Source organism: Sphingomonas sp. AX6 (assembly GCF_902506605.1).
In the GTDB taxonomy this organism is placed as follows: domain Bacteria; phylum Pseudomonadota; class Alphaproteobacteria; order Sphingomonadales; family Sphingomonadaceae; genus Sphingomonas.
This window is the reverse complement of the sequence record NZ_LR733979.1, coordinates 388429-407688: the sequence shown is the minus strand read 5'-3', so window position 1 is coordinate 407688 and position 19260 is coordinate 388429. Positions and strand designations below refer to the sequence as shown.

The 19260-nt window shown below is 64.7% G+C and carries 21 protein-coding genes; 12 read left to right on the top strand and 9 right to left on the bottom strand.

From position 1 onward, the window contains the following. Positions 1-141 precede the first annotated feature (141 nt). The gene (locus tag ENHY17A_RS01995; RefSeq protein ID WP_159709590.1) at positions 142-906 is read left to right on the top strand and encodes an MJ0042-type zinc finger domain-containing protein; all 765 of its coding nucleotides are present in this window, start codon (positions 142-144) and stop codon (positions 904-906) included. 196 nt (positions 907-1102) lie between these two features. On the opposite strand, the gene ENHY17A_RS14800 is transcribed toward ENHY17A_RS01995, so the two are convergent. The 4 genes from ENHY17A_RS14800 to ubiG form a co-directional block, all read right to left on the bottom strand. Further along, positions 1103-1228, bottom strand: coding sequence for a hypothetical protein (locus tag ENHY17A_RS14800; RefSeq protein ID WP_268893983.1), 126 nt, complete (start codon positions 1226-1228; stop codon positions 1103-1105). 79 nt (positions 1229-1307) lie between these two features. Continuing rightward, positions 1308-1607, bottom strand: a complete 300-nt coding sequence (locus ENHY17A_RS01990) for an alkylphosphonate utilization protein (protein ID WP_159709588.1) — start codon at positions 1605-1607, stop codon at positions 1308-1310. Continuing rightward, positions 1604-2206 carry a hypothetical protein gene (locus tag ENHY17A_RS01985; RefSeq protein WP_236547695.1) on the bottom strand — a complete coding sequence of 201 codons (603 nt, stop codon included), beginning with the start codon at positions 2204-2206 and terminating at the stop codon, positions 1604-1606. The genes ENHY17A_RS01990 and ENHY17A_RS01985 overlap by 4 nt, the downstream gene beginning before the upstream one ends. 21 nt (positions 2207-2227) lie before the next feature. After that, positions 2228-2986 carry a bifunctional 2-polyprenyl-6-hydroxyphenol methylase/3-demethylubiquinol 3-O-methyltransferase UbiG gene (gene ubiG / locus ENHY17A_RS01980; RefSeq protein ID WP_159709586.1) on the bottom strand — a complete coding sequence of 253 codons (759 nt, stop codon included), beginning with the start codon at positions 2984-2986 and terminating at the stop codon, positions 2228-2230. Between the two features lie 53 nt (positions 2987-3039). Between ubiG and ENHY17A_RS01975 the strand changes: the two genes are divergently transcribed. Continuing rightward, positions 3040-4296 (top strand): aspartate kinase, encoded by a 1257-nt coding sequence (locus tag ENHY17A_RS01975; protein ID WP_159709584.1) that lies wholly within the window; start codon positions 3040-3042, stop codon positions 4294-4296. A gap of 3 nt (positions 4297-4299) precedes the next feature. On the opposite strand, the gene ENHY17A_RS01970 is transcribed toward ENHY17A_RS01975, so the two are convergent. Together ENHY17A_RS01970 and ENHY17A_RS01965 are read right to left on the bottom strand one after the other, a co-directional pair. Further along, positions 4300-4674 carry an energy transducer TonB gene (locus ENHY17A_RS01970; protein ID WP_159709582.1) on the bottom strand — a complete coding sequence of 125 codons (375 nt, stop codon included), beginning with the start codon at positions 4672-4674 and terminating at the stop codon, positions 4300-4302. A 54-nt stretch (positions 4675-4728) separates the two neighbouring features. After that, positions 4729-5538: an endonuclease/exonuclease/phosphatase family protein gene (locus ENHY17A_RS01965; RefSeq protein ID WP_159709580.1), complete on the bottom strand. Its 810-nt coding sequence runs from the start codon at positions 5536-5538 to the stop codon at positions 4729-4731. A 106-nt stretch (positions 5539-5644) separates the two neighbouring features. Here ENHY17A_RS01965 and ENHY17A_RS01960 point away from each other — a divergent pair, with 106 nt between their 5' ends. From ENHY17A_RS01960 to ENHY17A_RS01920, 9 genes are all read left to right on the top strand, one after another. Further along, the gene (locus ENHY17A_RS01960) at positions 5645-6676 is read left to right on the top strand and encodes an NAD(P)H-dependent flavin oxidoreductase (protein ID WP_201296327.1); all 1032 of its coding nucleotides are present in this window, start codon (positions 5645-5647) and stop codon (positions 6674-6676) included. Positions 6677-6913: 237 nt separating this feature from the next. Further along, positions 6914-7396: a hypothetical protein gene (locus tag ENHY17A_RS01955; protein WP_159709578.1), complete on the top strand. Its 483-nt coding sequence runs from the start codon at positions 6914-6916 to the stop codon at positions 7394-7396. Positions 7397-7527: 131 nt separating this feature from the next. Then, entirely contained in the window at positions 7528-8283 is a 756-nt protein-coding gene (locus ENHY17A_RS01950; protein ID WP_159709576.1) for a hypothetical protein, read from the top strand. 76 nt (positions 8284-8359) lie between these two features. Further along, a complete protein-coding gene (gene ptsP / locus ENHY17A_RS01945; protein ID WP_159709574.1) occupies positions 8360-10642 on the top strand; it encodes a phosphoenolpyruvate--protein phosphotransferase in 2283 nt (760 codons plus the stop codon). Positions 10643-10744: 102 nt separating this feature from the next. Then, positions 10745-11554: a helix-turn-helix domain-containing protein gene (locus ENHY17A_RS01940; protein WP_159709572.1), complete on the top strand. Its 810-nt coding sequence runs from the start codon at positions 10745-10747 to the stop codon at positions 11552-11554. A gap of 105 nt (positions 11555-11659) precedes the next feature. Next, a complete protein-coding gene (locus ENHY17A_RS01935) occupies positions 11660-12553 on the top strand; it encodes a tetratricopeptide repeat protein (RefSeq protein WP_328799121.1) in 894 nt (297 codons plus the stop codon). A gap of 81 nt (positions 12554-12634) precedes the next feature. Further along, the gene (tilS, locus tag ENHY17A_RS01930) at positions 12635-13615 is read left to right on the top strand and encodes a tRNA lysidine(34) synthetase TilS (RefSeq protein WP_236547694.1); all 981 of its coding nucleotides are present in this window, start codon (positions 12635-12637) and stop codon (positions 13613-13615) included. 83 nt (positions 13616-13698) lie between these two features. Next, complete coding sequence (gene ftsH / locus ENHY17A_RS01925; protein WP_159709566.1) at positions 13699-15678, top strand: ATP-dependent zinc metalloprotease FtsH; 1980 nt, start codon at positions 13699-13701, stop codon at positions 15676-15678. Between the two features lie 102 nt (positions 15679-15780). Then, positions 15781-16155 carry a hypothetical protein gene (locus ENHY17A_RS01920; RefSeq protein WP_236547693.1) on the top strand — a complete coding sequence of 125 codons (375 nt, stop codon included), beginning with the start codon at positions 15781-15783 and terminating at the stop codon, positions 16153-16155. 41 nt (positions 16156-16196) lie between these two features. Here the strand turns inward: ENHY17A_RS01920 and ENHY17A_RS01915 are convergent, their stop codons facing one another. From ENHY17A_RS01915 to ENHY17A_RS01905, 3 genes are all read right to left on the bottom strand, one after another. Further along, positions 16197-16388 carry a hypothetical protein gene (locus ENHY17A_RS01915; RefSeq protein ID WP_159709564.1) on the bottom strand — a complete coding sequence of 64 codons (192 nt, stop codon included), beginning with the start codon at positions 16386-16388 and terminating at the stop codon, positions 16197-16199. 78 nt (positions 16389-16466) lie between these two features. Beyond that, entirely contained in the window at positions 16467-16676 is a 210-nt protein-coding gene (locus ENHY17A_RS01910) for a cold-shock protein (RefSeq protein WP_159709562.1), read from the bottom strand. A 162-nt stretch (positions 16677-16838) separates the two neighbouring features. Then, positions 16839-17897: a DUF3667 domain-containing protein gene (locus ENHY17A_RS01905; RefSeq protein WP_159709560.1), complete on the bottom strand. Its 1059-nt coding sequence runs from the start codon at positions 17895-17897 to the stop codon at positions 16839-16841. A 92-nt stretch (positions 17898-17989) separates the two neighbouring features. Between ENHY17A_RS01905 and ENHY17A_RS01900 the strand changes: the two genes are divergently transcribed. Continuing rightward, positions 17990-19255: a glutamate-5-semialdehyde dehydrogenase gene (locus ENHY17A_RS01900; protein ID WP_159709558.1), complete on the top strand. Its 1266-nt coding sequence runs from the start codon at positions 17990-17992 to the stop codon at positions 19253-19255. Positions 19256-19260 lie beyond the last annotated feature (5 nt).

Genomic DNA, 19260 nt, shown 5'->3' with positions numbered 1-19260 from the left:
GCTCGTCAGGCTCACATCGCATGTCCCGCGCTGGCCCTCAAGCGTCAGGCTTCAATGCTTGCATGGCGCGAATCGGGGATGCATAGATTCGTCAGGCGAAATCCTCGTCGATCCGCCGCTCATTCAAAGCCGATTGCCGCCATGATCCTCGAATGTACCGAGTGCCGCACGCGTTACCTGGTTCCCGACACCGCCGTCGGGGCCGAGGGGCGCACGGTGCGCTGCGCCAATTGCAAGCATAGCTGGTTCCAGCCGCCCGCCCCCCTCGACCTTTCCCTGCGCGCCGAGACAGAGGCGCCTGCGGACGCTGGCCAGCCGCAATCGATCGCGCCGGTCGCTGAACGCGATGACGTGCCCGCAGCGCGCCCACCCGCGCCGACACCCGCCCGCACCTTTGTCGATCCCTTGTCCGACCCTGCGATCCCGCATGCCAGAAAGCGCGACTTCGACGCCTTCGCGCACCGGGCTCCCTTCAAGCCGCGCCGCAACCCCGCGCGGCGCTGGACCGCGGCGGCGATCGTGGCGGGCGTGTCGATGCTGGTGGGAGCCGGTGCCATCCTTTACACCGGCGCACCCGGCATCGCTGCGCAGATCGGACTACCGATCGGCACGAGCGAAAGCCCACTGACATTGGTCCACAATCCGATCGACCGTCGCGTGCTGTCGAGCGGGAACGAGCTATTCTCGATTTCCGGCGCAGTGCGTAATCCGACTGCGGAAAGCCAGCGCGTTCCCAATATCCGCGCCGAACTACGCGATGCGCAGGGCAGGCGGGTCTATGATTGGACGATCGAGCCGCCCAACCGCGTCATCGCGCCGGGCGGATCGGTCGAATTCAATTCGGCGCGGCTGGATATCCCCCCCAATTCGAACATGCTCGAGCTGACGTTCGTCTCGGGGATTTGAAACCCTGCGGTTAGCGCCCGTGGGACCATCCAAATTGAGTTCGTGCGCGATCTGAACCACATCGTCACCCCGGCCGAAGTGCCGGGGTCCACCATGCGGCACCCCAATCACTGAAAGATCAAGCGCAAGAATGCGGCTTAGTGGACCCCGGCACTTCGGCCGGGGTGACGTGCGCCTGTCGCGGTGTCGATCTGCCCTAATTCTTCAGCGTGACGATCCCGACCGGGCGGTCCTTGGTCGATGGCTGGGCGGCATTGGTCTTGACCTTTTCCGCTTTGGGCTTGCGGACTTCCTTGTTCGATTTCTTCTGACTCTTGGCCATGACGATTTCCTGAAGGGACGGGTCGTCCCGCACCCCTGCTAGGCGCATTGACGACCTGACCCCGCACGAAATCGGCAAGTCAGCGTTTGCGGACGAACTCCGCGCGCAGCACCAGCCCCTTGATCCCGTCGAACTTGCAGTCGATTTCCTGCGCATCGCCGGTCAACCGGATCGATTTGATCAGCGTGCCGCGCTTCAGCACCTGGTTCGCGCCCTTGACCTTCAAATCCTTGATCAGCGTCACCTGATCGCCATCGGTCAGCACGTTCCCGACGCTGTCGCGCACCTCGGTGCCTCCGTCGGCGGCGGGTTCGGGCGTCGCATCCGACGCCTGAACCCATTCGCCTCTGGCCTCGTCGTAGCGATAGTCTCCGCTCACTCGAAGCCCCAAGGTGCTGGGGGCGGGGTGACTGGACGGTCGAGGTCGAATTCGACCCGCAAATGCCGGTTCGCACGGCGCAGGACATAGGCATAGGTGTCGTCGGTCACCTCGACATGCCAGACATTCGTCACCGACACGCCCAGATCGTTAGCGCGGAACATGGCGATGGACTCTGCATCGACGGGAAAGGCCTGCGCCGTTGCAGTGCCGGGTTCGGCGGTGTCGCCGCCATACATCGTCACCGGATCGTCGCTGCCATTTTCCAGCCGGTGGTCGTGCTTCAGCCGGATGCCGCCTTCGGTGCGCGTGAAGATCCAGGTCCGCGAGCGGTTGTCGCCGACATGGAACGGCACTTTGACTTGCGCCGGCGAACATTCGCGAACGTGCATCACCAGACGACTGGCGGCAAAATCCTTGTCCGCGGCCTCGGTGGTGACGACGCGACCTTCATAAGCCTTGCCACACAAGGCGTTGAGGCGCGCCATGAACTGATCCTGCGGGTTGGCGCTGTCGACCATCGGCGTCCCGGTCGTCGCGCAACCCGCGAGCAGCATCGCAGCGGCGGTTGCCGCCAAAGCCTCTTTCAGCATATCCATTCCCCCTTGTTCTGATCTCGTTCAGCGCCATGTCGCGGTCAGCAGATAGTCGAGGCTGGTGTCGTCGCTGATGTGAAAGCCCAGCATCGGGGAGAAGGACAGCCCGCGCAAGTTGGCGACGCGAAGTCCCGCCGCCTCCAGCCGATCGGTCAATTCGTCTGGTGTCAGGAACCGTTCCCAATCGTGGGTGCCCTCGGGAATGATGCCCGCGCCTTCGCCGATCGTGATCATCGCCAGCCGCGATAGTGGCGTGCGGTTGGGCGTGGACAATATCATCAGCCCACCCGGTGCCAGCGCGCGCTCCAGACCAGCGATGAACGCGTCCACGTCCGACACATGTTCGATCACCTCCATCGACGTGACGAGATCGAATGCTTCGCCCGACAGCGCCTCGATCCCGCCGTGGCGATAGTCGATGTTCAGCCCGACGCTGTTCGCATGGGCGCGCGCCGCGCCGATATTTTCTTGGGCAGCATCAAGCCCGGTTACCCGCGCGCCCAATCGTGCCAGCGGCTCGGTGAGCAGCCCCGCGCCGCAGCCCACGTCGATCGCCGTCTTGCCGCCGAGCGGCGTGAAGTCATTGGAATCGCTGCCCCAATGTTCGTCGATCGCTTCTCTCAGATAGCGCAGGCGAGGCGGGTTGAGCTTATGCAGCATCGCCGAGGAGCCCTTTGGATTCCACCAGTCGGCGGCGAGCGTGCCGAAATGCTCGGCCTCGCGCGCGTCGATGGTGCTGGTCGCGGCGGCCAGCGCGCCGGGGGTGATGCTTGCAACGGTCATGCCCCCCTCCTATCAGGCCCGGCACCCATTCCAAAGGGCAAGGACAGCCGCGCATGGCCCGTATCGTGATGAAGTTCGGCGGCACGTCGATGGCCGGGATCGAACGCATCCGCGTGGTCGCCGCCCGCGTCAAACGCGAATGGGATATGGGCAACGACGTCGCGGTCGTGGTCTCCGCCATGGCGGGCGAGACCGACCGGCTGGTCAATTTCTGCCGCGAGGCATCCTCGCTCTACGACCCCAAGGAATATGACGTCGTCGTCTCTGCCGGGGAGCAGATCACCTCGGGCCTGCTCGCGATCGCGCTCCAGGCAATCGGCGTGCCAGCGCGGTCGTGGATGGGCTGGCAATTGCCGATCCGCACGTCCGACGGCCACGCTTCGGCCCGCATCGGCGACATCGACACGACTGCGCTCAACAAGAGTCTTGCAAACCGCGAAGTTGCCGTGATCCCCGGTTTTCAGGGCGTCGCGGTCGGCGAGCGCGTCAGCACGCTGGGGCGCGGGGGATCGGATACCTCGGCAGTCGCGATGGCGGCGGCGATGAAGGCCGATCGCTGCGACATCTACACCGATGTCGACGGGGTCTATACCACCGACCCGCGCATCGTGCCGCGCGCGCGCAAGTTGAAGCGCGTGACTTATGAGGAAATGCTCGAACTCGCGAGCGTGGGGGCCAAAGTGCTTCAGACCCGCTCGGTCGGACTCGCGATGAAAGAGGGGGTGCGCGTGCAGGTGCTCTCGTCGTTCGTCGATGCCGACGACACCAACCCCGAACCCGGCACGCTGATCGTGGGCGAAGAGGAAATCGACGATATGGAACGCCAGCTCATCACCGGCATCGCGCACGACAAGAACGAAGCGAAGATCACGCTAGCCGACGTGCCCGACCGGCCCGGCGCGGTGGCGTCGATCTTCACCCCGCTGGCCGACGCCAGCATCAATGTCGACATGATCGTCCAGAATATCGCGCATTCGTCCGGTTCGACCGACGTGACCTTCACCGTGCCCCAAGCCGAACTGGCCCGCGCGCTCGACGTGCTCGACAAGGAGCGCGCCAATATCGGCTATTCCAAGCTGGTCCACGACACCCGCGTCGCCAAGATTTCGATCGTCGGGGTGGGCATGCGCAGCCATGCAGGCGTCGCCGCGACGATGTTCGCGACACTGGGCGAACGCGGCATCAACATCCTCGCCATCACCACCAGCGAGATCAAGGTCAGCGTGTTGATCGAAGAGGATTACACCGAACTCGCCGTGCGCGTGCTGCACACGGCGTACGGACTGGATGCCCCGGACGCCGCGGACTGAGGTTCAGCTCAGCGCGTACACGAACCGGGTCTTGCCCTTCGCGGGCACGGCATTGCCCGCCGTATCGGTCGCGGGCCGAAACCGCGCGCGATTCTGAATCAGGCGACAGGCGTGGCGGTCGAGATCGGCATGACCGCTCGTTCTCGCGACGGTGCATCCGCTCGCCCTGCCATCGGGCAGGATGTCGAACGCAACGTAAACCGTTCCCTGACGCTCATTGTAGAGCGCCGATTCGGGATAATCTTCGGCCTTGAACCATTCGGCCCGGTTGAGCGCGGTCGCGCCGCCGAAATCGTCATGCGGGGATTGCCCGGCTGCCGTCATTGAAGGTGTGGCAAGCAAGGCGAAGAGGGCAGGCAGGATAAACTTAAAACTCATCAAACCGGCTCCGCTATCAAACAGGGCGTGGTCGATCCTGCCGCGCGCGTCTTTTCAACGCAAGGCGAGCGTCGCCGCGACCCCATAATGGTCCGACGGATATTCGCCGCCCACCGGCTGGTCAGCGATGGTGCGCGCGTCGTTGACCGTGAACCGATCGCGCTCGACGAAAATGTGATCGATCACCCGCGCGCTGTGGCCGCGTGACGTGACCAGCGTGGTCTGCGCCGCACCCGGCGGCAGTGCGGTTTGCAGGCCGCGCGCAGCCAGCCCGGCAAGCCCCGAATCCTCCAGCGGCGCGTTGAAATCGCCCATCACGACCAAAGGCGTGCCGTTGGTCGGCAACCAGGCGAGCAGGTCGGTGATCTGGCGGGCGCGCATCGGTCCGGCATCGGGCTGATGCGCAAGGTGGGTGTTGACCACATCCACCACACGCCCGCCGACATCGACGCGTGCGCGGATCGCGGTACGGAAATCGTTCAAAGGCTCCAGCTTTTTCGTCGCGGTCTCGATCACCGGCAGCCGCGACAGGATCGCATTGCCATAGCGTTTGGGCGATCCTTCGGGATCGACCGCAGTGAAATTCACGCTGTAGCCATCGAGCAACGCGGCGATCGTATCGGCCTGGTTGGGCAGGTTCTTCGCCTTGTCCTCCAATATCTCCTGAAGCGCGATCACATCGGCGTCGCTTGCGCGCAGTACATCGGCGATCAATTTCAACCGCGTCGGCCAGTCGCCCGCATCGTGCCAGATGTTGAGCGTCATGACCTTGAGAGTCGTCGTCGAGCCCGCGCTATAACGTGTGGCGCACGCCGCAAGCGGCAGCGCGGCGGCGGCGGTCAACAGGCGGCGGCGGTCGAACATGGCGATACTCCCTGAACTGGCAGCGGCTTCTAACCTCATGAGCCGCGCGTGCGAACCCCGGAACGGCGCTTGCCGTGCCAAGCGTTTCGCGGCTAGGCGAGGTGCCATGAACCAAACAGCATCAGTGGGCGCCGAACGCCTTCAGCGCCGAATGGCACGCGGCATCGAATTTCTCGGCTCTGAAGTTGCGATCATGGCGGGGGCCATGTCCTGGGTGTCCGAACGCAATCTGGTGTCGGCGATGTCGAACGCAGGCGGATTTGGGGTGATCGCGTGCGGCGCGATGACGGTCGAACTGCTCGATGCCGAAATCGCCGCGACGAAAGCCATGACGTCAAAGCCGTTCGGCGTGAACCTGATCACCATGCACCCCGATTTGTTCGCGTTGATCGAGGTGTGCGGAAAGCACAAGGTCGGCCATGTCGTGCTGGCAGGCGGGTTGCCGCCCAAGGGATCGCTCGAGGCGATCAAGGCGACGGGCGCCAAGGTCATCTGCTTCGCGCCTGCGTTATCGCTGGCAAAGAAGCTGATCCGGTCGGGCGTCGATGCGCTGGTGGTCGAGGGGATGGAAGCGGGGGGCCATATCGGCCCGGTTTCGACCAGCGTGCTGGCGCAGGAAATCCTGCCCGAAGTCGCCGAACAGGTGCCGGTGTTCGTCGCAGGCGGCATCGGGCGCGGAGAGGCAATTGCGGGCTATCTCGATCAGGGCGCGGCGGGCGTGCAGCTTGGCACGCGGTTCGTTTGCGCGACCGAAAGCATCGCCCACGCCAATTTCAAAAAGGCGTTCATCCGCGCCTCTGCCCGTGATGCCACCGCGTCGGTGCAGATCGACCCGCGGCTTCCGGTCATTCCGGTGCGCGCGTTGAAGAACGCAGCGGGCGAATTGTTCACCGCAAAGCAGCGCGAAGTCGCCACTTTGCTCGACGAAGGCAAGGTCGAGATGATGGAGGCCCAGCTCCAGATCGAACATTATTGGGCAGGCGCGCTGCGCCGCGCAGTGATCGACGGCGATGTCGAGAACGGATCGGTGATGGCGGGCCAGTCGGTCGGCATGGTCACGAAGGAAGAGCCGCTGGCCGATATCCTCGCCACGCTGATGGCCGAGGCGGCACATGCGCTCGAGAAGCGGGCTGCGTAATCAATCGGGTTACGGTGAGAGACACGCGGCATCCTCCACCCGTCACCCCGGCCCAAGTGCCGGGGTCCACCGGGCGGCTGGGTTCGCGTTTTAAGGTTGAATGCTGTGCAAGCGGCATAGTGGACCCCGGCACTTCGGCCGGGGTGACGTCGGTGATGGGGTGACGCGCACCGCAAAAGCCGGTCGCTCTGTCGCAGGGCCGTCGCGCGTTTTCCAGCTAGGGGTGACTAAAGGGCAATGAAATCAAGCCGCTTCCTAGTCCCCCTCGCTTTGATCGCGGCGCTGACCGCCTGCGGCTCTGGCCGCGAGCGGCTCACGGCTCAGGGACCGGACGAGACGATCTATGCCGGTCCCAATGCCGGGCTGTCGGCGGCGGGGACGCTGTGGAATCTGCGCGGCATGTTGAACGTCGCCGCACTCAAATGCGGGGGCGACGCACCCGATCGCTACAATAGGATGCTCAAGGTTCACAGCCGATCGTTCGCGCGCGCGCAGTCGCGGTTGCAGCGCGAATATCGCCGCGGCGGTGGCGACTGGCAGGTCCGGTTCGACCAACGCCAAACCCAGCTTTACAACCATGTCGCGCATCCGCGCGGCGAACGCGCCTTTTGCGCCGCGGCTGGGCCGGTCCTGGTCGAAATCGCCACCGTGGAACGCGGCGACCTGCCGCGATATGCGGTACGGTCGCTTGCGACGCTCGATCGGGCATTGGGGCGATGAGGACGCAGAATATTCTAGCCACCCTGCTCCCGCTTAGGCGGGAGCCCAGGGTAACGACGCGCAACGACCAGTAACTCTGGGCTCCCGCCTGCGCGGGAGCACGGATTGTTTGAGTATAAGGGGGCATTTCAATGCAGCAGTCCAACCAATCGCGGTCACTTCGCGCGTCCACGCTGGCCGCGCTGGTCGGCATCGGCCTGCTCGCGGGCTGCGCCCAGAAACCGGTCGAGATCATCGCCGTCACCCCGCCACCACCGCCCGCGCCGCTCGTCATGCCCAAACCGCCCCGTGGCTCTGCGGCGCGGCTCGCCATCCCGACACCGCTTCCCGATGGCAGCTTCGCCACCCCCAATCGCAACCTGTCGGGTCCGGCCAGCATCTGGCATTTGCGTTCGGGACTGAATGTCGCTGCACTTCAGTGCGGCGGCGCGTCCTCGGATCAGTATAATGCGATGCTCCAGACCCATAAGACCGCGCTGGCGACTGCGTTCAAATCGTTAGAGGGCGAATATCGCAGCGGCGGCGGCGACTGGCAGGACCGATTCGACGATACGATGACACGGCTCTATAATTATTTCGCGCAGCCCCCTGCCCAGCGCAGCTTCTGCGAAGCGGCAGTACCGGTGCTGGCCGAGGTTGCAACCGTGGCGCCCGATGCGTTCGAGGGTTTCGCGCGCACGGCCATTGCCCGGATCGACCAGCCCTTTGCCGATTTCTGGGGCGAATATAATCGCTATCGCGTCGATCTGGCAGCGTGGCAGGCAAAACAACCCGGCGGTGCGCCCGCAGTCGCGGTCGGCGCAGCGTCACCCGCCCCGGCGGGCGCGGTGCGCTTCGCCCCGTCGACCCCCATCGTCCAGCAGGTTCCGGGCACCCCCGAACCCTGACGCTAAAGCAATAATTGCACGCGGCGCAGCGATGCGTCGCTTGCCGCCCAGCGCGCCTTTCTGTTAGCCCAAGCGCATGCCCACGACCGCCGTTGCCTCTGCACGCGAAATCCTGACCCGCCTGCACGATGTGATGGCGGCCAGGACCAATGCGCAGGCCAAGCTGAACGGCGTCGTCGGGATCATCGGCGAGGCGCTGGATAGCGAGGTTTGCTCGATCTATCTGCTTCGCGAAGGCGTGCTGGAACTGTTCGCGACGCGCGGACTGGACGAGGCGGCGGTTCACGTCACCAAGCTGGCGGTCGGCGAAGGGCTGGTCGGCACCATCGCGGGCAATATCGAAACGCTCAATCTGGACGAAGCTGCCGCGCATCCCGACTTCGCCTATCGGCCGGAAACCGGCGAAGAACGCTTTCACAGCTTTGCCGGCGTCCCGATCATCCGGCGCGAGCGCGCGGTGGGCGTGCTGGCGGTCCAGCATGCCGAATCGCGCAAATATGACGATGTCGAGATCGAAGCGCTTCAGACCGTTGCGATGGTGCTGTCCGAACTGATCGCCAATGCCGGGCTGATCGACGGGCACGAAGGCGGCGGCCAGGCCAAACCGCAATCGACCGCACCGGTGCGCGTGCCCGGTTTCAAGCTGGTTGACGGCATGGCGGCAGGGTTCGCCGTGTTCCACCAGCCGCGCATCACCATCGAACACACGGTGGCCGAGGATACTGAAGCCGAGCGCCACCGCGTCTATGCCGCGTTCGACAAGATGCGCGAACAGATCGACCGGATGACCAGCCAGGCCGAATTCGGCGCGGCGGGCGAGCATGAAGAGGTTCTCGCGACCTACAAGATGTTCGCCTATGATGAGGGTTGGTCGCGGCGAATCAACGAGGCGATCGATTCAGGCCTGACCGCCGAAGCCGCGATCGAGCGCGTCCAGCAACGCACGCGGATGCGGATGCGCGAAATCGCCGACCCCTTGCTTGCCGACCGGATGCACGATCTGGAGGATCTCTCCAACCGGTTGCTCCGCACCGTATCGGGCCAGATGGGCACCGCGGCGCAAATGGGGTTGAGGCAGGACACGATCCTGATCGCGCGCAACCTGGGTCCGGCCGAGCTGCTCGAATATGATCGCCGCCGTCTGAAGGGTGTGATCCTGGAGGAAGGGTCGCTAACCGCGCACGTTACCATCGTCGCCCGCGCGATGGGCGTGCCGGTGCTGGGCCGCGTCCGCGAGGTCCGCCGCCTGATCGCCGAGGGCGACCGGCTGCTGCTCGACGTGAATAGCGAAAACGTCGTCGTCCGCCCCACGCCCGCGATGGACGAGGCATTCGAGGCGAAGCTCGAGATCAGCCAGAGGCGGCGCGCGGCATTTGCAGCGCTCAAAAGCGAGCCGCCCGTGACCACCGACGGCCACCGCGTGACGCTGATGGTCAATGCCGGATTGCGCGACGATGTCGCCGCGCTCGACCTGACGGGTGCCGACGGCATCGGCCTGTTCCGCACCGAATTCCAGTTTCTGGTGTCGGCCACGCTGCCCCAGCGCGAGCGTCAGCAGCGTTTATACAAGGATGTGCTGGACGCAGCGGGCGAGCACCGCCCGGTGATCTTCCGCACCGTCGATATCGGCGGCGACAAGGCACTCCCTTATCTCGACCATGACGAAGGCGGGGAGGAGGAAAATCCGGCGATGGGCTGGCGCGCGCTGCGCCTGGCGCTCGATCGCGGTGGGTTGATGAAGGCGCAGGCGCGCGCATTGCTGGAGGCCGCCGCCGGACGCACGCTCAACGTCATGTTCCCCATGGTGTCCGAACCGTGGGAATTCGACGAGGCCAAGGCGATTTTCGATGCACAGCGCGAATGGCTGATCGCACGCGGGAAAAAAGTGCCCAACGAAATCCGTTTCGGTGCGATGCTGGAAGTGCCGGCCTTGGCCGAGGTGCTCGACATATTGCTACCCAAGATCGATTTCCTGTCGGTCGGGACCAACGACCTGACCCAGTTCCTGTTTGCCGCCGACCGCGCGCACCCCAAGCTCGCGTTGCGCTATGATTGGCTAAGCCCATCCATCCTGCGCTTCCTGCGCCGAGTGTCGCGTGAATGCCACGAAGCGGGCGTGCCGATCGCGGTGTGCGGCGAAATGGGCGGGCGTCCGCTCGAGGCGATGACGCTGATTGCGCTCGGCATCGACCGGCTGTCGATCACGCCTGCCGCGATCGGCCCGATCAAGGCGATGGTCCGCAGCCTCGACCGCGCCGCGCTGAAACCCGCGCTTCACGCGCTGCTCGACACGCCGCCTGCCGATATGCGCGCGGCGCTGACCGCCTGGGCTCAGGACAATGGCGTCGAACTGGCTTGATCGGACGACGAGGCGACTTGGGCTCGCGTTGACAGCGCCTGGCTGCTAAGAGACACCGCACAATCGGGGCATCTGGTCGCACACCCCGGGTGGGAGACATTCATGGAACAGGGCGAACTCGCCGACACCGCGCCGCAAGGTCCGCGCACCGTTGGCGAACGCCTGCGCGACGCGCGAGAGGCCCAAGGCCTCGACCTGAGCGAAATCGCCCAGCGCACCCGCATCCCCCAGCGTCATTTGGCCGCGATCGAGACCGGCGATTACAATGCGTTGCCCGCCACGACCTATGCGATGGGCTTCGCCAAGGCTTACGCCCGCACCGTCGGCGTCGATACCGTAGAGCTGGGCCGCGATCTGCGCGGTGAGCTTAGCCAGACCTATTCGCGACCGGTGCGCGAAATCTACGAAGCGAGCGATCCGCGCCGAATGCCCGCGCCCGGCGTGGTGGTTGGCGGCGTAGTCGTCGCGGTGCTGCTGCTGATCGCGGTCGGCATTTTCTATGGCACCGACCTGTTCCGCACCAGCGACGCGCCGCCCACCCCCGAAGTCGCGCAAAGCGAGGCCACGCCCGCCCCCGTCGCCACCGCAGCCCCCGCCGCGACCGGGGGTCAGGTTACGCTGACCGCCACCGACGAAGTGTGGGTCCGTGTCTATGATTCGGCAGGGACGACATTGCTGATGAAGACGATGGAAGCAGGCGAACAATATGATGTGCCTGCGACCGCCAACAATCCGATGATCAACACCGGTCGCGCCGACCAGATCGAGGTACGCGTGAATGGATCGGTGGTGCCGCCGCTCGGCGATGGGCGTCAGGCGATCCAGAATGTCGGCGTGAGTGCCGCGACGCTTCAGGCGCGGGGCGCTGGTGCCAGCCCTGGGGTTGCGACATCCGCATCCGATCCCGGCTGACGCCCTGACGTCATCATCTGCTTAATGCTGGCGAAAGCTGGCATCTGTCAGTTATAGCCGCTTTCACGAACAACCAGCACCTGGGGGGTGTCGATGCGCAGTTTCATGGCTCTTGCACTATTGGCGTCGGGTTCGGCGTGGAGCGCACCCGCGCTCGCCCAGAGCGCGGTCGAGGGCCGGGTGGACCGGCTGGAACGCGAAATGCGCGCGGTGCAGCGCAAGGTGTTTCCGGGCGGATCGGGACAGATCGTCACGCCCGACATCACCGCGCCGCAGATGCAAACCAACATTCTGGGCTCGCCCGCGACCGGCGCGATTTCCAATCTGGAAAGCCGGGTCAGCGCGATCGAAAGCCAGTTCCAGACGATCACCGGCCAGATCGAGCAAGGCGAATACCGCATCCGCCAGCTCGAACAGCAGTTCGAGGCCTATAAGCGCGCCACCGACGCAAAGCTGTCCGGCATGGGCAGCGCGCCCGCCGCAACGACGAACGGTAGCGGTGGCCCGGCCGCAGCCAACCCGCCGCGCGTTTCCGCATCGACCGCGACGACTGCCGCCAGCCCCGCGCGCCGCGAAGCCATTGCCGCCGTACAAAAGCCCGACACCGGCGATGCGGTCGAGGATCAATACACTTATGGATTCCGTTTGTGGCAGGCGCAGCTCTACCCCGAAGCGCAGGCCGCACTGAAACAGGTGGTGGACAAGAACCCGACGCACCGCCGCGCCAGCTATGCCCAGAATCTGATCGGACGGTCCTATCTCGACGACGGCAAGCCGAGCCTGGCGTCGATCGCCTTCTACGACAATTACAAGAAGATGCCCGATGGCGAGCGCGCGGCGGACAGCCTGTTCTATCTGGCGCAAGCGCTGGTCCAGTTGAAGAAACCGTCCGAAGCGTGCGACGTTTATGCCGAGCTGGAGGAAGTCTATCCGACGCGGATTTCGGGAAGCATGAAGGCCGACATCACCCGCGGTCGTACTGCGGCGCGGTGCAGCTAGGAACAGGCCGGGCCGAGGGCTCTGCGCTCAGGCTGGGCACCGGGAAAAAGGCCGGTGCCCACATCACAACAGAGTTGCCGCGTGCTGCCTGATCCCCTGATCGCCCGGTTCCGAGACGATTGCCGCGCGTTGCTGGATCGCGATCCTTCCGCTGCCGCACCGCTCGCGCTCGCCGTCTCCGGCGGACCCGACAGCATGGCGATGTTGGCGCTGGCCGCCGCCGCCTTCCCCGGCGCGGCAATCGCAGCCACCGTCGATCACGGCCTGCGCGCCGAAGCAGCCGACGAAGCCGCAATGGTTGCCGAGTGGTGCGCGCCAGCGGGAACCCCGCATGACATTCTGACCGTTCGCGAAACCCTACCCGCCGCTTCCAATCTACACGACTGGGCACGCAGCCAGCGTTATGCGTTGCTTGATGACTGGGCGCGAACCGCCAATGCCCTCGCGATCGTCACCGGCCATCATGCCGACGATCAGGCCGAGACCTTCCTGATGCGCGCCGCGCGCGGATCGGGGCTCGCAGGGCTGTCTGGCGTGCGCGCACGCAACGCCGCGCCGAACCGCGTGCCGATCGTGCGTCCGCTGTTGTTTTGGCGCCGCGCGGAGTTGCTGGCGGTGGCCGCGGCGGGCGGTATCCCCCATGTCGACGATCCCTCCAACCTCGATCCACGATTCGATCGCGCGCATTTCCGCACGCTTCTGGCCGCGACTCCAGAATTGCCCGCTGCGGCGCTGGCGCGCTCGGCATCGCATCTGGCAGAGGCTGAGCGCGATCTGAACGCGATCGCCGACTGGCTGGTCGAAACCCGCAAAGTTGCGCCGCGCGACTTCGACACAGCCGGGCTGCCGCGCGGCGTCCGCCGACTGATGGCGCGTCGAGCGATCGAACGGGTGCGCGTCGAAGAAGGCATCGATTCGCCCGCATTCACTCCCGCAACCAACATCGAACCGCTGCTCGATGCGCTCGAACAGGGTAATGCGGCGACGCAGGCCGGAATCAAGGTGACGCCCAAGGCCCTGATCTGGCATTTCGGGCCGGCACCACCGCGGCGATCACACTGATTGCCCGAATTCATCGCCCGTTCCATTGCCATTAACCTGCGCTCGCCTATCTTGATCGGCGTACGAGAAGGTATCCGGATTCGATGAACGACAACGACAAGCAGCAGCAGCCCGGCGGCAACAATGGCGGGGGCGACAATGGCGGCGGCGGCAATCCCTGGATGAAGAGCCTGCTGGTGTGGGTCGGCATCCTGCTCGCGCTCGCTTTGTTCGTGTCGATGTTCGACGGTCGCAATTCGGCCGCGGCCGGCAATTCGATCGCCTATTCTCAATTCCTCGACCGGGTCGAGGCGGGCGAAGTGCGCGAGGTCAACGTCACCAAGGACCGCATCACCGGCACGCTGGCGAACGATCAGCAATTCACGACGAACACGCTTTCCGACCCCAACCTTATCCAGAATCTCCGCGAAAAGGGCGTGACGATCAACGCGCGACCCGAGGAAGGCCCGTCCATCTGGCAATATCTGCTGGTTCAGTCGCTGCCCTTCCTGCTGTTCATCGGCATCGCGATCTTCGTCCTGCGGCAGATGCAGAAGAATTCAGGCGGCGGCGCGATGGGCTTCGGCAAATCCAAAGCCAAGCTGCTGACGCAAAAGGAAGGGAAGGTCACCTTCGCCGATGTCGCGGGCATCGACGAGGCGCGCGAGGAACTCGAGGAAATCGTCGAGTTCCTGAAGGATCCGACGAAATTCGCGCGACTGGGCGGCAAGATTCCGAAGGGCGCGCTGCTCGTCGGCTCGCCCGGCACCGGCAAGACGCTGCTCGCACGCGCGATCGCGGGCGAGGCGGGCGTGCCGTTCTTCACCATTTCGGGTTCGGACTTCGTCGAAATGTTCGTCGGCGTCGGCGCGTCCCGTGTCAGGGATATGTTCGAACAGGCCAAGAAATCCGCCCCCTGCATCGTCTTCATCGACGAAATCGACGCGGTGGGTCGTCACCGTGGCGCAGGGCTGGGGAATGGCAATGACGAGCGCGAACAGACGCTGAACCAGTTGCTCGTCGAAATGGACGGCTTCGAGGCGAACGAAGGCATCATCATTATCGCCGCCACCAACCGTCCCGACGTGCTCGACCCCGCATTGCTGCGTCCGGGCCGGTTCGATCGCCAGGTCGTGGTGCCGCGTCCCGATATCGAGGGCCGGATCAAGATCCTCGAAGTCCATATGAAAAAGACGCCGCTTGCCCCCGACGTCGATGCACGCACCATCGCGCGCGGCACGCCGGGCTTCTCTGGCGCGGACCTCGCCAACCTGGTCAACGAGGCGGCGCTGACCGCCGCGCGCAAGGGCAAGCGCCTGGTCGCGATGAGCGAGTTCGAGGAAGCCAAGGACAAGGTCATGATGGGCGCCGAGCGGCGTTCGATGGTCATGACCGAGGACGAAAAGCGGATGACCGCCTATCACGAGGCGGGCCACGCGATCGTCAGCGTCCACGAACCGGCATCGGACCCCATTCACAAGGCGACGATCATTCCGCGCGGCCGCGCGCTGGGCATGGTGATGCGCCTGCCAGAACGCGATTCGTACAGCTATCACCGCGACAAGATGTACGCGAACCTCGCCGTGGCCATGGGCGGTCGCGTCGCCGAGGAAATCATCTTCGGCCACGACAAGGTGTCGTCGGGTGCGAGTGGTGACATTCAATATGCAACCGGCTTGGCGCGCGACATGATCACCAAATGGGGCATGTCGGACAAGGTCGGACCCGTAGAATATGCCCAGCCCGAGGGGGAGACCTATCTGGGTTATTCCTCGTCTCAGCCCGCGCGCATGTCGAACGAAACGGCGCAACTGATCGACCATGAAATCCGCGCTACGGTAGAGGGTGGGCTGAAGCGCGCTCGCGACCTGCTGACTCAGCATATCGACCAGCTTCACACGCTGGCTGGCGCGCTGCTCGAGTATGAAACGCTGTCGGGCGACGAAATCAAGCGTCTGATCGCGGGCGAGGATATCGGACGCGGCGATCCGGGTGCCAAGGCGGCATCGGTTGTCGCGGCGGGCACGTCCATCCCCAAGACGCGGCGTCCAAAGGGGCCGTTCGGAAATCCGCAACCCGCCTGAACGGCACGCTGCACGCACTGTTCTAAAGCCGTTCCGCCACCGATGCGGGGCGGCTTTTCTTTGGGCTTGCTCGCACCACATTTTGCGGCAAGCATCGCGACCATGAAATCGCTCCTGCTTGGTGCCGCTCTGATGGCCCTGTTACCCGCTGCCGCATCGGCGCAATCGATGACCGTGGATCAATTCCTGACCAAGGCGAATGCGCTGAAGGCAAAGGGGGTGATGGCGCTCGGCTCGTCCGACCTGAAATTGCTGCGAAACCACATGATGACGGTGGCGGCCGATTATCGCCGCGACATCGAAGGCGCGCGCATTGCGGGCAAAGCGCCGCACAGTTGCCCGCCGCCCAAGGGCAAGGGCAAATTGGGGAGCAAGGAACTGCTCGCCGAGTTCGAAGGCATTCCGCCCGCCCGGCGCAGCGTCAGCACCAAGGCGGCGTTCTACGAGATGATGAGGCGCCGCTACCCCTGCAAGTGATCGGGGGCGGACCTGCGCTTTCGCCTTCGCCACCCCTTGGTTTACTCGGCGGCTTCCTTCGGCGCCTCGCGTTCGGCGCGGGCGGCATCGACGCGTTCGGCCCGTTCGGCCATCTGAGTCCAGGCGGCTTCGGCGCGCAGCGCCCGGTCGCGGACATTGTCGAGGGTCGCGGCTTCGGCTTCCTGATGGGCCTGGGCTGCACGATCGCGATAGGCGAGAGAGGGGCTGGACATGCGTGTGCGCCTTTCGCTGATTGGAGTTGGGAAAAAGAAAAGGGCCGGAGCGCATCTGCACCCCGGCCCCTTTTCGGCTTATTCTGCCGGCTGCAGGTTGCAGGCCGCCATCTTGCCGCGACGATCGGGCTCGAGCTCGTAGCTCACGCGCTGATTTTCGCGCAGCGTGGGCATGCCTGCACGCTCGACTGCCGAAATGTGGACGAACGCGTCATCGCCTTCGCCGTCGGGCTTGATGAAGCCAAAGCCCTTGTCGGCATTGAAGAACTTTACGGTTCCGGTGATCATTTGGGTATTCCTTCGTTTCACACGGCCCGCGTGTCGGACCGCTGGTGCGACAAGGGCAGGGAAAGAAGGAAAGAGGTGCCGCAAAGCGCCAGGAACCGTCGATTTGCGACTGAAGCACGCCCTATATGGCACCGATCGACCGATTCTACAAATGCGCAGCCGTCAACCGACGATTCCCAGCCCAAGCACCGCGACCAGAAACAGACTTATGATCACCGGAATCGACACCGCCGTCAGCACCAGCATCCTGAGGATCGCCGTCGTGCGGCGCAAGCCATAGCCACCCCGCAACTGACGATAGATATGGATGGCCGGGGCGAAGGTGCCGATCGTCGCGATCAACGGAAATGCGACCCCCGCCGCGTTCAGCAGCATCAGCACGATGAACAACAGCGACATGAACGCGATCGAATAGGTGACGAACACCGCATGGTCGTAAGCGCGAAATTGGCGTCGCCAGGCGAACATGATCCAGATGAAGGGAATCGAAATGGGGATCAGCAGCCAGCTGAATTTATAACTGTTGGCCTGAAGCTTGTAGAGCATCAGCCCAGGATTTTTCTCCGCCTTCTCAATCCCCTTATCGAGCCGTGCCCAGCCGGTGCGAAGACCGCTATCGTTAGTCCGGGTCGCGAACACCGGGCCGACCTGGTCGAGCGCCGCGATCGCTTCGTCGATCTCGGCGATGTCGCGCGTCGCTTCGGCGCGTTCGGCGGCATCGGCACTGCCCTCGTCGCGGGTCGTGACGGCGCGGTCGCGTCGTGCGACCATTGCGGTTCGCTGCTGCTCGAGCCCGGCCTGGACCTGTGCGGTGTTGCCGCTGATTTCACTGGGAGGCGCGATCCCCAGGATCGTCAGCACCGCGAACAGGCTGAACACCGAAAACAGGAACATCGCCATTGGCGACACGAACCGCGCGCGCTCGCCATCGATATAGCGGCGCATCAATTCGCCGGGCCGAAAGGTCAACAGCGGCAAGGTGCGCCACAACTTGCCTTCGAAATGAAGGACGCCGTGGAGCAGGTCGTGCCAGATCGCACCGATCGAACGGTGGATATGTCCCCCCTGCCCGCATTCGTGGCAATGCGGGCCGATCCGCGCGGTGCCGCAGTTCAGACACAGGCCTTCGCCCGTGCCCGATCCCGTCGCCTGGCGATCGACGGCGCGCGCCAGCAACACCCCGGTCGCGACATCGCCGACCCCTTCGATTTCCCCGCTCATCGCTTCGGTGTAACGCGACCACAGCAACCTTGCGAGACGGTTTTTGGGCGCTCCGGTGTCAATTACGGCTCGGATATGTTAGCATTTGCAGCATGCTTGATACGACAACCAATCCGACCGACCTGATCACCGACATGGGAAAGCGCGCGCGCAAGGCCGCCGCGATCCTCGCCCGCACCCCGGCTGCGCAAAAGGCGAACGCGCTCAATGCCGCTGCCGCCGCGCTGCGCGAGGATGCCGCCGCGATCCTCGATGCCAACGCAAAGGATCTGGCCGCGGGGCGCGACAAGGGGCTGGCCAATGCAATGCTCGACCGACTGGCGCTCGACGAGGCCCGGCTGGAGGGGATCGCGTCCGCGCTCGAAGCAGTGGCAGGACTGCCCGACCCCGTCGGCGACGTGATCGACCAGAGCACACCCGCCAATGGTCTGAAGTTGAAACGCGTGCGCGTGCCGCTGGGCGTGGTGGGCATCATCTATGAAAGCCGCCCCAACGTCACCGCCGACGCCGGCGCACTGGCGATGATGGCGGGCAATGCCGCGATCCTGCGCGGCGGCACCGAGGCGGTGCATTCGAACCGCGCGATCCATGCGGCGCTGGTGCGCGGATTGGAAAGCGCAGGGCTCCCTGCCGACGCGGTGCAACTGGTGCCGACGCAGGACCGCGCGGCGGTGGGCGCGATGCTCAAGGCCGACGGGCTGATCGACATCATCGTGCCGCGCGGCGGCAAGAGCCTAGTCGCGCGCGTGCAGAAAGAGGCGCGCGTGCCGGTGCTCGCGCATCTCGACGGCATCTGTCACACCTATATCGACGGTGCCGCCGACGCCGACATGGCGCGCGACATTGCGGTCAATGCCAAGATGCGCCGCACCGGGGTCTGCGGTGCGACCGAAACGCTGCTGATCGACAAGGCATTCGCCGACCCCGCGCCAGTGCTGGCCGCGATTGTCGATGCTGGCTGCGAGGTTCGCGGCGATGCAGGCGTGCGATCGATCGAACCGCGAGCAAAGCCGGTGAACGAAGACGATTGGGATACCGAATATCTCGAACCGATCCTGTCGGTGCGTCTGGTCGATGGGCTGGAAGACGCGATCGATCACATCGCCCGGCACAGTTCGCACCATACCGACGCGATCATCACCGAGGATGCGGACCGCGCCGCCGAATTTCAGGCGCGCGTCGACTCCGCAATCGTGATGTGGAACGCCTCCACCCAGTTTGCCGATGGCGGAGAATTCGGACTGGGTGCGGAAATCGGTATATCGACGGGAAGACTGCACGCCCGCGGTCCTGTCGCACTGGAAGGCCTGACCACTTATAAATGGCTGGTCGATGGCGGCGGACGGACGCGCGCTTGATCGGC